The 11,729-nt window shown below is 67.4% G+C and carries 11 protein-coding genes, 2 pseudogenes and 1 riboswitch; of the genes and pseudogenes, 4 read left to right on the plus strand and 9 right to left on the minus strand.

Translation table 11 applies throughout. From position 1 onward, the window contains the following. Positions 1-36 precede the first annotated feature (36 nt). From J6U32_RS21055 to J6U32_RS21070, 4 genes and pseudogenes are all read left to right on the plus strand, one after another. Positions 37-1,527, plus strand: coding sequence for an APC family permease (locus J6U32_RS21055; protein WP_208791999.1), 1,491 nt, complete (start codon positions 37-39; stop codon positions 1,525-1,527). 85 nt (positions 1,528-1,612) lie between these two features. Further along, the gene (locus J6U32_RS21060) at positions 1,613-2,746 is read left to right on the plus strand and encodes a tyramine oxidase subunit B (protein WP_208796254.1); all 1,134 of its coding nucleotides are present in this window, start codon (positions 1,613-1,615) and stop codon (positions 2,744-2,746) included. 30 nt (positions 2,747-2,776) lie between these two features. Next, positions 2,777-3,898: an N-methyl-L-tryptophan oxidase gene (gene solA / locus J6U32_RS21065; protein ID WP_208792000.1), complete on the plus strand. Its 1,122-nt coding sequence runs from the start codon at positions 2,777-2,779 to the stop codon at positions 3,896-3,898. Positions 3,899-4,227: 329 nt separating this feature from the next. Further along, a pseudogene (locus J6U32_RS21070) lies at positions 4,228-4,637 on the plus strand (Lrp/AsnC family transcriptional regulator); the annotation flags it as partial. Between the two features lie 18 nt (positions 4,638-4,655). Here the strand turns inward: J6U32_RS21070 and J6U32_RS21075 are convergent. The 9 genes and pseudogenes from J6U32_RS21075 to J6U32_RS21115 all read right to left on the minus strand — a co-directional run bounded on the left by J6U32_RS21075 (position 4,656) and on the right by J6U32_RS21115 (position 11,721). Next, positions 4,656-5,285, minus strand: coding sequence for a pyridoxamine 5'-phosphate oxidase family protein (locus tag J6U32_RS21075; RefSeq protein WP_208792001.1), 630 nt, complete (start codon positions 5,283-5,285; stop codon positions 4,656-4,658). Positions 5,286-5,373: 88 nt separating this feature from the next. Continuing rightward, positions 5,374-6,400, minus strand: a pseudogene (locus J6U32_RS21080) (amidohydrolase). Positions 6,401-6,565: 165 nt separating this feature from the next. Beyond that, positions 6,566-6,910, minus strand: a complete 345-nt coding sequence (locus tag J6U32_RS21085) for a universal stress protein (protein WP_244332240.1) — start codon at positions 6,908-6,910, stop codon at positions 6,566-6,568. A gap of 146 nt (positions 6,911-7,056) precedes the next feature. After that, positions 7,057-7,425, minus strand: a complete 369-nt coding sequence (crcB, locus tag J6U32_RS21090; RefSeq protein WP_208792002.1) for a fluoride efflux transporter CrcB — start codon at positions 7,423-7,425, stop codon at positions 7,057-7,059. Continuing rightward, positions 7,422-7,925, minus strand: a complete 504-nt coding sequence (crcB, locus tag J6U32_RS21095) for a fluoride efflux transporter CrcB (RefSeq protein ID WP_208792003.1) — start codon at positions 7,923-7,925, stop codon at positions 7,422-7,424. The genes crcB (J6U32_RS21090) and crcB (J6U32_RS21095) overlap by 4 nt, the downstream gene beginning before the upstream one ends. 20 nt (positions 7,926-7,945) lie before the next feature. Beyond that, a riboswitch (Fluoride riboswitch) is annotated at positions 7,946-8,021 on the minus strand. 2 nt (positions 8,022-8,023) lie between these two features. Next, positions 8,024-8,731 (minus strand): FUSC family protein, encoded by a 708-nt coding sequence (locus J6U32_RS21100; protein WP_244332242.1) that lies wholly within the window; start codon positions 8,729-8,731, stop codon positions 8,024-8,026. 170 nt (positions 8,732-8,901) lie between these two features. Then, a complete protein-coding gene (locus J6U32_RS21105) occupies positions 8,902-10,815 on the minus strand; it encodes a propionyl-CoA synthetase (RefSeq protein ID WP_280118963.1) in 1,914 nt (637 codons plus the stop codon). Positions 10,816-11,079: 264 nt separating this feature from the next. After that, positions 11,080-11,343, minus strand: a complete 264-nt coding sequence (locus J6U32_RS21110) for a DUF2630 family protein (RefSeq protein WP_208792005.1) — start codon at positions 11,341-11,343, stop codon at positions 11,080-11,082. 51 nt (positions 11,344-11,394) lie between these two features. Further along, the gene (locus J6U32_RS21115) at positions 11,395-11,721 is read right to left on the minus strand and encodes a histone-like nucleoid-structuring protein Lsr2 (protein ID WP_208792006.1); all 327 of its coding nucleotides are present in this window, start codon (positions 11,719-11,721) and stop codon (positions 11,395-11,397) included. Positions 11,722-11,729 lie beyond the last annotated feature (8 nt).

The raw sequence follows: 11,729 nt of genomic DNA on the forward strand, positions 1-11,729 counted from the left end.
TTCGATCCCTCCCACCCCGATCTCCCTGGAGTTCCCATGACCACCGAGCACCCCGCGCCGAGCCCCGCCGCGACCTCCACCACATCCACCCGAGAACAACATCAACTCCGGCGCGGCAGCCTCGGCGTCTTCGGGGTCACGTTCTTCGTGATCTCCGCCGCGGCACCGCTGACCGCGATGGCCGGCGGTGCGCCCGTGGCCATGCTGCTGGGCAACGGCCCCGGCGTGCCCGGCGCCTACATCGTCGCCGTACTCACCCTGCTCGTCTTCGCCGTCGGCTACACCACCATGGCCCGCCACCACACCAGCACCGGTGCGTTCTACTCCTACGTGACCCGCGGCCTGCGCCAGCAATTCGGTGGGGCGGCAGCCTATCTCGCGCTGCTCAGTTACAACGCGATGCAGATCGGCCTGTGGGGTCTGTTCGGCGCCGCGGTCACCGGATTCGTCAGCGACGAATTCGGGGTGTCCATCGACTGGTGGGTGTTCGTCCTGATCGGCATCGCCATCGTCGCAGTCCTCGGCTATCGCCAGATCGATCTGTCGGTGAAGGTGCTCTCGGTGCTGGTGGCCGCGGAATTCCTGGTGGTGATCGTGCTGGCGATCGTCATCGCGGTCAAGGGCGGCGATTTCGGGACGACGTCGCTGAGCGTCACCCCGCTGACGCCGAGCGCCCTCACCTCCGGCTCACTACCGATCGCCCTGCTGTTCTGCTTCGCATCCTTCGTCGGATTCGAGGCCACCGCCATCTACAGCGAAGAAGCCAAGGACCCCAAGCGCACGGTGCCGCGCGCGACGTTCCTCGCCGTGATCACCATCGGCGTGGTCTACACCGCCGTCACCTTCCTGATGGTCAATGGTGCGGGCGTGGGCAACATCCCCGACTACATCGCGAAACTCGCCGACCCGACGACCTTCCTGTTCGATCTCTCGAACTCCTACATCGGCTCCTGGTTCACGACCATCATGCGACTACTGTTCATCACCAGCGTGTTCGCCGCGGTGCTGGCCTTCCACAACGCCGTCGCCCGCTACACCTACGCCCTCGGACGCGAGGGACTGCTGCCCGAGCAGGCCGGGCGCACCCACCGCACCCACCAGAGCCCGCACGTCGGGTCGGTGGCCCAGACCACCGTCGCGGTGATCGTGGTCGCGATCTTCGCCCTCGCCGGCCAAGATCCGGTGCTCGCACTGTTCACCTGGCTGACCAACCTCGGCACGCTCGGCGTGATCGCCTTGATGGCCGCATCGTCGTTCGCCGTGGTCGCCTTCTTCCTGCGCCACCGCGACCTCGAACGAAACCTGTTGCGCACCTTGGTCGCTCCGCTGGTGGCCGGCATCGCCCTGATCGCGATCCTGTGGTACGCGATCGCCAACTTCGGGCTGCTCATCAGTTCCGGCGGAATCCTCGTCTGGCTGCTCCCTGCCCTGCTGCTCGTCGCCGCGGTACTCGGGGCGGGCGCCTCGCTGGTGCTCCGCTCACGCTCAGCGCAGCTCTACGCCGAGATGGGACGTGACCGTGAGTGAGACAGCAATCACGGCCACGACAGCAACAACACCGATCGTGCCGAAACCCCCTGCCCTGCACCAGATCACCACCGAGGACCGCCCGATGACCACCCGGATCGATTTTCGCTATCTCTCCGAACCCGACATGATCGCCGCAGGCGTCACCGACATGCCCGCCTGCGTCGACGCAATGGAGGAGACCTTCGTGTTGCTACACAAGGGCGATTACCGCATGGCCGGACCCAACAGCGACTCACACGGCGCGATGATCACCTTCCCCGACGAGTCGCCGTTCGAGGGTATGCCCGCCAACACCGCCGACCGCCGGTTCATGGCGATGCCCGCCTACCTCGGCGGCAGCTTCGGCACCAGCGGCATGAAGTGGTACGGCTCCAATGTCGCCAACCGCGACAAGGGATTACCGCGCTCGATCCTGATGTTCATGCTCAACGACACCGACACCGGCGCGCCGCTGGCGCTGATGTCGGCGAACCTGTTGTCGGCGTATCGGACCGGCGCGGTCCCCGGGGTCGGCGCGCGCCACCTGGCGCGCCCGGACTCGCGGGTGGTCGGCATCGTCGGCCCCGGGGTGATGGCCCGCACGTCGTTGTCGGCGTTCGTCGCCACCTGCCCGATGATCGACACCCTCAAGATCAAGGGCCGCAGCCGGAGCAGTATCGACGCCTTCACCGCGTGGGTGCGCGACGAATTCCCGCAGATCACCACGATTCTCGAGGTCGACACCCTCGGCGAGGCCGTCCGGGATTCCGACATCGTCACCTTCTGCACGACCGGGGTCACCGGCGATCCCGCCACCTATCCCACGATCCGCCGTGAGGACGTGAAACCGGGGGCATTCCTGAGCATGCCCGCCCCCTGCAACATCGACGCCGGCATGCAGACACCCGATGTCCGCAAGGTGGTCGACAACGTGCGCCTCTACGAAGCATGGGCCGAGGAGACCGGGCACCCGTCGCACCACACGATCCCGATCATCGGATGCAAGTTCATGGACATGATCCATGACGGTGCAATGGCCGCCGACGACCTCGTGGACCTCGGTGCCGTCGCCGCGGGCGACGCCGTCGGGCGCCGCTCCGACGACGAGATCGTCGTGTTCTCCGTGGGCGGGATGCCCGTCGAGGATGTCGCCTGGGGCACCGTCATCTATCGCAACGCCGTCGCCAAGGGCATCGGCACCATCCTCAACCTCTGGGACTCACCGGCTCTGGCCTGAGTCACCCTCTACCCGAAGGACATTCACATCATGGAGACCGACGTCGTCGTCATCGGCCTGGGTTCGGCCGGATCAATGGCGCTGTGGCAGTTGGCCAAACGAGGCGTACGCACCATCGGCGTCGAACAATTCGGCATCGGGCACGCCCGCGGCTCGTATGCCGGTGATTCACGCCTGTTCCGATCGGCCGTGCACGAGGGGCCGCGCTTTGTCCCGATGCTCGCCCGCGCGCGTGAGCTGTGGTTCGAGTTGGAGCACGACTCGGGCCGGCACCTCTACGACGAGTGCGGTGCCCTGCAGATCGGCGACGCGGGCTCCGGCAGCCTGCTCAAGTCGATCGCGTCGGCCGAACAGTTCGATCTCCCGCACGAGATCCTCGACGCTGCCGCGCTGCGCTCGCGCTACCCGCAACACCGCGTCAACGACCACACCGTCGCGGTCCTCGATCACCGCGCCGGCAGCCTGTATCCGGAAGCGAGCGTGATGGCCGCCGTGGAGACCGCGAAATCCCATGGTGCGCAGGTACTCACGAACACCGAGGTGATCGACTTCGACGAGGCGGGCGGGCGCCTACAGATCATCACCGATCACGGCACGATCGCCTGCGACAAGGTCGTCGTGGCGACCGGATCGTGGACGACCCGCCTGCGCCCGGATCTCAAGGGATTCCTCTCGATCATCCCGCTGTCGCTGACCTGGTTCATGCCCCGCCACCCGCAGATGTTCACCCCGGAGCGCTTCCCGGTCTTCATCCGCGACGAGGACGGTGTACACCTCTACGGCACCCCCAGCCACGACTCGTACAGCATCAAGGTCGCGACCGAGCCCCTCTGGCCCGCCATCGGCTCCCCCGACGAGGTGCCCGAGTTCAGTCGCGCCGACCTCACCCGGATCGGCGGTTGGGCGGCGAACTTCCTTGCCGATCTCAATCCCGAACCGGTGAAGTACTCGATGCACCACGAGCTGTGTACTCCCGGCGATCTACCGCTGGTGGATCTCGACGCCGACACCGGGATGCTGCTGCTCACCGCATTCTCCGGGCGCGGTTTCAAATTCGCCCCCGTCTACGGGCAGATCGCCGCCGACCTCATCACCGGGACACCTACCGACCTCTACGATCCGTCGTTCGCGTTGTCGGCCCAGCATCGATGAGCCTGACCGGCCGACACCGGTCAGATTGTATAGATCAGCGGCGGTGATGCTGCTCGATCTGCGCGGGATCGCCAGTTATCACTACCACTGTTGACCATCTCCACGTGGCGTTGTTCCCTCGAACACACCGTTGTCTGCAGCACATCTGTCTGCAGCACATCTGTCTCCAGCACATCAGGGTTCGAGCGGAAAGGACGCCACCGATGACCATCACCGCACCGAGCAACCACCCGATCGCCGAGACCCGACGTCCGATCGCCACCCCGCGCACCACTGCGGAGGTACTCGTCGACGGGCTCGTCGCGCACGGCGTCGACACCGTGTTCGGAATCCGAGTGGCGCGCGCCGCCGTGCAGTCCCGCCTGGCGAAGCTCGAGGACGCCCGGATCATCGCCGGATATCACCCGCATCTCGATGTCGCGGCCGCCGGTTTCGACGTGCAGTGCTTCGTCCAGCTCGAAACGGTGCAGGTGAGCTGAGTACCGTCACCGCGGCGTTGTCGGCGATTCCCGGTGTGCTCGAGGCGTTCGCCACTACCGGTGCCAGTGATGTGCTGTGCCGGGTCGCGGCCGCCTCGCACAAGGATTTGCAGGAGACTTTGCTCGAGATTTGCCGGTCACCGTCGGTCGCGCGCTCCATCAGCATCGTCGTGCTGTCGGAGATCGTGCCCTATCGGGCTCTGCCACTGCTACGCACCGCGCGCTCGGACCGCACGCCCCGTGCTCCCGGATACCGGTGAAGAATCCCGGGAATGCGCTCAGTACAACAACTTTCGGTAATTACTCTCGGCGTAGCGCTCCTGCAGGGCCACCTCGTCGAGTTCGGGCATGAGTTTCTTGGTCATCTCCGCGGTGCTCGGCAGGTGGTCGGGATGCCACGTCTCCGGCCGCCACAGATCCGACCGCAGGAAAGCCTTGGCGCAGTGGAAGAACACCTCCTCCACGGTGACCTCCAGCGCCAGGATCGGTCGGCGACCCTTGACGGCGAGCTCATCGAAATATGTGCCGCCGCTGTCGTCGTCGGCGCCATCGACGATGCGTGCGGTCCCGTTGACCCGCAACGTGTCCCCGCGTCCCGGGATGATGGCGATGGTTCCCACGTGCGGATTGCGCAGGATGTTGAGGTAACCGTCGACGCGTTTGTTGCCGGGACGCTCGGGGATGACGATGGTGTGCTCGTCGAGGACGTGCACCACCTTGCCGGGCGGATCCCCCTTGGGTGAGACGTCCATCCGGCCCTGCGCGTCGGAGGTGGCCACGAACAGCATCGGCGATGCTGCCAGCCAGTCGACGTGCACCGGCTCGAGCGCGGACTTGACCTTCTTGACCACCATCTCGATGGGATGACCGACTATCGCGCGCAACTGTTCTTCGGTGGTGATCTCCATGCCGCCATGCTCTCAGATCGCCTCGCGACTGCCCAGCGGTTTCTGCCTCGCGAGTTCCTGGTCTGCGGCTCCCGCAAATGCCGGGCGGTCAGGTGGTGGGCCGCAGCCATGCGAGGGCCGCGGCGACGAGTGCGCTGACCCCGTTCGAGAGGGTCGGTTGGATCACCGGTGCGAATTGCGGCGAGTGATTGGACGGCAGCCCGGCGACCACCGCCGCGATCTCCTCGACGCTGCCGGCACCGGCGAACAACGTCGGATCGGCCCCGCCCAGCAGCCAGTACGCACAGGGCGCGTCGGCCGCGTCGGCGAAGTGACCGACGTCCTCGCTGCCGGTCACCACCCCGGGATCGACCACCATCACCCCGGGCACGTCCGAGAACGCCTTCCGTACGGTGTCACACGCGCCGGGATCGTTGACCAGCGCCGGGAACGACTCGGCGATCCGGATCTCCGGGTCACGATGGCCGCCGGCAGCAATCGTCTCCGCTTGCGCGAGAACGCGAATGCGTTCGAGGACGGTCTCGCGTACGTCCGGGTCGAAACTGCGTACGCTCACTGCGAGTTCGGCGCGGTCGGCGATGATGTTGGGAGCGGTGCCCGCGTGCAACGATCCGACCGTCACCACCGCGGTCTCCGTGGGCGGCATGGTCCTCGACACGATGGTCTGCAGACGCATGACCAAGGAGGACGCCATGACGACCGGGTCGATCGTCGTCTCCGGACGTGAGCCGTGCCCACCGACGCCGTGCAACACCACCGACACGCTGTCGGCCGCGGCAAACGAAACCCCGTCGTGGACACCGAGCAGCCCGGCCGGTAGCGGCGCGACATGTTGTCCGAGAACCACATCCGGCGTGCCGAACCGGCCGAAGAGGTCGTCGTCGACCATGGCGCGCCCCGCTGCCGAGCTCCTCTGCGGGTTGGAACACCAGCATCAGACATCCGCGCCACGTGGCGTCGGCGGCGAGGTCGTAGGCCGCGCCGATCAGGCAACTGGTGTGGACGTCATGGCCGCAGGCGTGCATCAGCGGGGTGCTCGTCCCGTCGGCGTGGGTGCCGACCGCGGTGCTGGCGTAGTCGGGTCCGGTCTGTTCCTGCACGGGCAGGGCATCCATGTCGGCGCGCAGCAGAACCGTCGGGCCCGCTCCGCGGGTCAGTACTCCGACAACCCCGGTGCCGCCGATCCCCTCGGCCACCACATATCCCGCGGCTCGCAGGTGGGTGGCGGCGATGCCGGCCGTGCGTGTCTCGGTGAAGGCGAGTTCGGGGTGGCGGCGCCATCAGTCCGCCCCGCGGGCTGCCGATCGCCACGAGGAGTGCCGAGTACTCGTCGGCGACCGCTGCGAGCAGGTCGGCGGCCGACCCGTGTCCACTGTGGAGGTCCACGAGGCGGGCAGTGTGTCGAGCAGGTCCCGGGCGGCGAGTGCGTCGCGGTCAACGGTGGCGGCGAACTGCTGATCCCAGTCGGGCGCATCGGGATCGAGTGGTTCGTCGTCGAGATCGACGATGTGGACCACGTGGACGTGCGCGTCGAGTCGACGCGCCAGCATCACGGCGAAGCGGACCGCGGCGACGCTGTCGGGGTGCCGATTCCGCCCGACGACCAGCGCGGTTCGTGGAGTCATCGACGGCGGGGGCCCGCGTCGATGGCGGCGCAGCGGCCCGGTGTCCTCGGGACCTCGGTCCTTGGAACTTCGGTTGTCGGAACTTCGGTTGTGGGAACTTCGGTTGTGGGAATAGCGGTTTCGGTTGTTGTTGCTCATCGCGCTCCTCAGATCGCCCACGTCAGTGCCAGCCCGGCGGCACACGCAGCCACCGAGGCAATCACCGAGCCGACCGCGTTGGCCATCGCGAGCATTCCGTGCCGCTGCTGGGCGAGCCGAATCGTCTCCACCGATGCGGTGCTGAATGTCGTGTATCCGCCGCAGAATCCGGTCCCGACGACGGCTTGCAACCCGGTCGGCGCCCCGTGCGAGATCACCAGCCCGGCGAGCATTCCCAACACCAACGACCCGGTCACGTTGATGACGACGGTGGCCCACGGAAATGTCGTCGATCGCCATCGTTTGATGCTGCCGTCGACGACGAACCGGGCGACCGCGCCGAGGGCACCCACCAGCAGGATCGCGATCACCGTCATGCGACCTCACCTCCCCGGCCCCGTAGAGCGGCACCGGCGAGCGCGATACCGGCCCAGGCGCACAGGATTCCGCCGACCACGCTGACTGCTGCGTACGCGATCGCGGTGCCCGGCGCGCCGTGGTGTCCGAGTTGAGCGGTTTCCAGGGCGAATGTGCTGTAGGTGGTGTACGAACCGCAGAATCCGGTGCCGACGAGCACCCGAATGCGTCGTCGCCATCCCTCGTCCGGCCCGGCCAGGGCGAGTACCTCGAGCAGCGCACCCAGCACGAGGGAACCGCTGAGGTTGATGCCGAATGTCGCCCACGGCCAAACGGTTCCGTGGGCCGGGAACAACTCCTCGAGCAGGTACCGCATCCCGGTACCGGCAATGCCGCCGAGAAAGACCAGCGCGAGCGCTCCCGGCTGCAGATGCAGGGGCCGTGGAGCCGGGCTGTCGGGGTCGACGGGACGAGGAACGGGTGGATTCGAGGTCGGCTCGGGGTGCGGAGGTGCGCCCATGACAGAACTCCTTTCCGGCAATCGGAACAGGAGCCATCAGCCTTGTCGGCGGTTCGGGCCGATGCGGCCCGGGCGAGATCCATCACCCGCGCCCGATGCTACTCGACGTCGGTCGACTCCGGGCGCAGGCGCCGGCGCAGAAGCGGAACACCCACACCGACCACCGCCGCGACCGCGAGGCCGAGAAGCGTCTCGCCGACACGCTCACCGAAGCGTCCGGGTGCGGTTCCGGTGGTCGCCGCGCCGAGCATGAGGATGACCAGAAAGGTGGTGAAGGTCGGCAGGACGTACCATCGGCTGCCGCGCGTGCCCGCCGCCGCGGCGAGGACCACCCCGACCACGAGCGCGATCAACCAGGCGGGTGCATGGTCGGCGAGTACGACGACGACCGCACCACCGGTCACCACCGACACGAACCGTCCGGCGGTCCGCCACAGTTGGAGATCCGGATCCGGCCTCATGACCAGAAGCGCTGCCGCGCAAGCCCATCCGACGTGATCGAAGCCGAAGGCGAATCCGATACCCGCGGTGATCGCCCCCACCACACCGACGAGCAGGCCATACTGCATTACCGGCACCCGCGGACCCGGCCCACCGCCGGGCCCGTCCGGGACGAGGCGTTCCGGGATGACGACGGCTACGACGAAGGCGGCGAGGCCACCGAGGAGGAACAGTCCGGTGATCCGCAGGCCGACGGCCACATCGTCGGAGCTCAGGCCCACCCCGACCAGCGGGGGCGCCATGATCGTCAGCAGCATCGACAGTCGCGGACGGCGCAGTGCGGGCGCCGACCAGACGGCCAGCACCGGCGCCCACGTCGACCAGGGCCGTCACGACGATCGCCGGGATACCCGCCACGAGTGCGGCCAGGGCCGGCAGCCAGTTCCAGACGAACAGTGGCGGGCGGGCGCTGTCGGGAGCCACCGGCTCACCCTAGCCCAACCTCACCGCACCCGGACGCCGAACGCCCAGGGGCTCAGCCGCCGAGCTGACGCGCCAACGCCGCCAACACGTCCGGGTCCTCGATGGTCGAGGGCACCGTGTAGTCCTCGTGATCGGCGATCTGGCGCATGGTCTTTCGCAGGATCTTGCCCGAGCGGGTCTTCGGCAGCGCCGGCACCACGGTGACGTCGCGGAAGGTCGCAACGGCCCCGATCTCGTTGCGCACCATGGCGACCAACTCGGCGCGCAGGGTGTCGGGCTCGATCTCCACTCCCGACTTGAGCACCACGTACCCGCTGGGCCGCTGCCCCTTGAGGTCGTCGTGGATGCCGATGACCGCGCATTCGGCCACCGCCGGATGCGCGGCGACGACCGCCTCGATACTGCCGGTGGACAACCGGTGTCCGGCGACGTTGATGACGTCGTCGGAGCGGCCGAGGACGAAGACGTAGCCGTCGGCGTCGACGTATCCGGAGTCGCCGGTCAGGTAGTACCCGGGGAAGGCCTTGAGATAGGAACTGCGGTAGCGCTCTTCGTCTTGCCACAGTCCGGCGAGGGTTCCCGGCGGCAGCGGGAGTTCGATGACGATGTTGCCTTCGGTGCCCGGCGCCACCGCGGCACCCTCGGCGTCGACGACGCCGACGCGGTACCCCGGCACCGGCACTGTCGGCGAGCCGGCCTTGATCGGCATCGGTTGGAGCCCACGGAGATTGGCCGCGATCGCCCAGCCGGTCTCGGTCTGCCACCAGTGGTCGACGACCGGGATCCCGAGGATCTGGCCAGCCCACTCGAAGGTGTCGGGGTCGAGGCGCTCACCGGCGGCGAACAGGGTCTGCAGCGAGGAGACGTCGTACTGGGCGAGCAGCGCGGCGTCGGGATCGGCCTTGCGGATGGCGCGGATCGCGGTCGGCGCGGTGAACAGCGCCTTGGCACGGTGTTCGGAGATGACGCGCCAGAAGGCGCCGGCGTCGGGGGTGCCGACCGGCTTGCCCTCGTACATGATCGTCGTCGCGCCGATCAGCAGCGGACCGTAGACGATGTAGGAGTGGCCGACGACCCATCCGACGTCGGACGCGGTCCACCAGACATCGCCGGGCTGGATGTCGTAGATGTTGGGCATCGACCAGGCCAGTGCGACGGCGTGGCCGCCGTTGTCGCGGACGACGCCCTTGGGTTTCCCGGTGGTCCCCGAGGTATAGAGGATGTAGAGCGGATCGGTGGCCGCGACCGTCACCGGCGCCGCCGGCGTGGCGTCGGCGATCTCGTCGTCCCAGTCGAGCCAGCCATCGTGGTCGGCGGCCGAGCCGGGGACCTCGTCGCGGTTCTTGACGATCACCGTGGTCGGGGGCTTGGCGGCGAGCTCGAGCGCCTTGTGCACCATCGGCAGATACTCCACGACGCGGCCGGGTTCGAGACCTCCGGACGCGGTGACGATCGCCACCGGCTCGGCGTCGTCGATCCGGGTCGCGAGTTCGGGTGCGGCGAAACCGCCGAAGACCACCGAGTGGACGGCGCCGATGCGGGCGCACGCCAACATCGCGATCGCGGCCTCGGGAATCATCGGCAGGTAGATGACGACGCGGTCGCCCGCCGCGACGCCTGCCGCGCCGAGTACCCCGGCGAAACGTGACACCTCGTCGAGGAGCTCGGCATAGGTGTAGCGCCGCACCTCACCGACCATCGCCGAATCCCAGATGAGCGCCATCCGATCGCCGTGACCGGCGGCGACGTGGCGATCGAGCGCGTTGAAGCACGTGTTCAGGGTGCCGTCGGGAAACCAGCGGTAGATCGGCGCGTGTGAGTCGTCGAGCGCCACCGTCGGCGGCACCGACCACTCGATGTCGGCGGCGGCGGTGAGCCAGAACGACTCCCGGTCCTCGATGCTGTCGCGAAATGCCTTGTCGTAGCTGTCTGAACCGAAGCTGCGCGCGTCGCTGTTGCTGGCCACTGCCATCCTCACGTCGATCGATGTCGCGGCAGAGAGGTCGGGCGACCCGCCACGCTGCCGATTCGAGGGTAATCAGCCTCACACGTCGGCGCGAGGGGTTGGCATCACCTGCGCCAATCGGTCGGCAGATCGCGCCGAACGGTATGGCGAACCCACCCGTTCGGGCAGGTCAGCGTGTCCGATCGGATGGGTTCGCCGGGCATCGGTGTCGGCGATGTGGAATCGGCGACGTGTGCGATGTCGGGTTCGATCCTGGACGCGAAGTCACTCCAGGTAGTTCTCGACGACGTCGGCTGGACGGGCCGACGCGTCGTCGGGATTCTGCCCGGCATGTCGGCGTGCCTGACGTTGCCGCAGCAGGTCCCAGCATTGATCGAGGTCCACCTCGAGTGCGCGCAGACGCGCATTCTCTTCACCTTTGCTGATATCTCCGCGCCCGAGTCGCTCGCGCAACTCGTGCTCCTCCCCGATCAGCTCGGTGATGTGGTCTCGGATGGACCTGTCGGAATTCGGAAAGTCGTCGGCCATGCCCCGACACTACGCGTCGGGCACATCAGGCGTCGGAACAGTTTCGGCCGCTCAGTTCGCGGCCTGGTACGCCTCGATGACCTCGGTCGCGATACGGCCACGATCACTGATGTCGTAACCGTTGACCCGCGCCCAGTCGCGCACGGCCTTCAGATCGCGTGACGAACGCGCACTTCGGGCCGCCTTAGACCGGCGGCTACCGGCCGAGCGTGAGGCCGTCACATATCGTTCGAGATCCTGCCGGAATTGCTTGGCGTGCGCCGGCGACGTATCGAATTCATAGGCTTTGTTATCGACACTGAAGGTGATTGTGACTGCTTCCTTCAGTTCTTTTCCGTCGAGATCATCGACGAATGTGACAACGGTTCGACGTGCCATCGGATAGA

It is taken from the genome of Gordonia polyisoprenivorans (assembly GCF_017654315.1).
Classification (GTDB): Bacteria; Actinomycetota; Actinomycetes; order Mycobacteriales; family Mycobacteriaceae; genus Gordonia; species Gordonia polyisoprenivorans_A.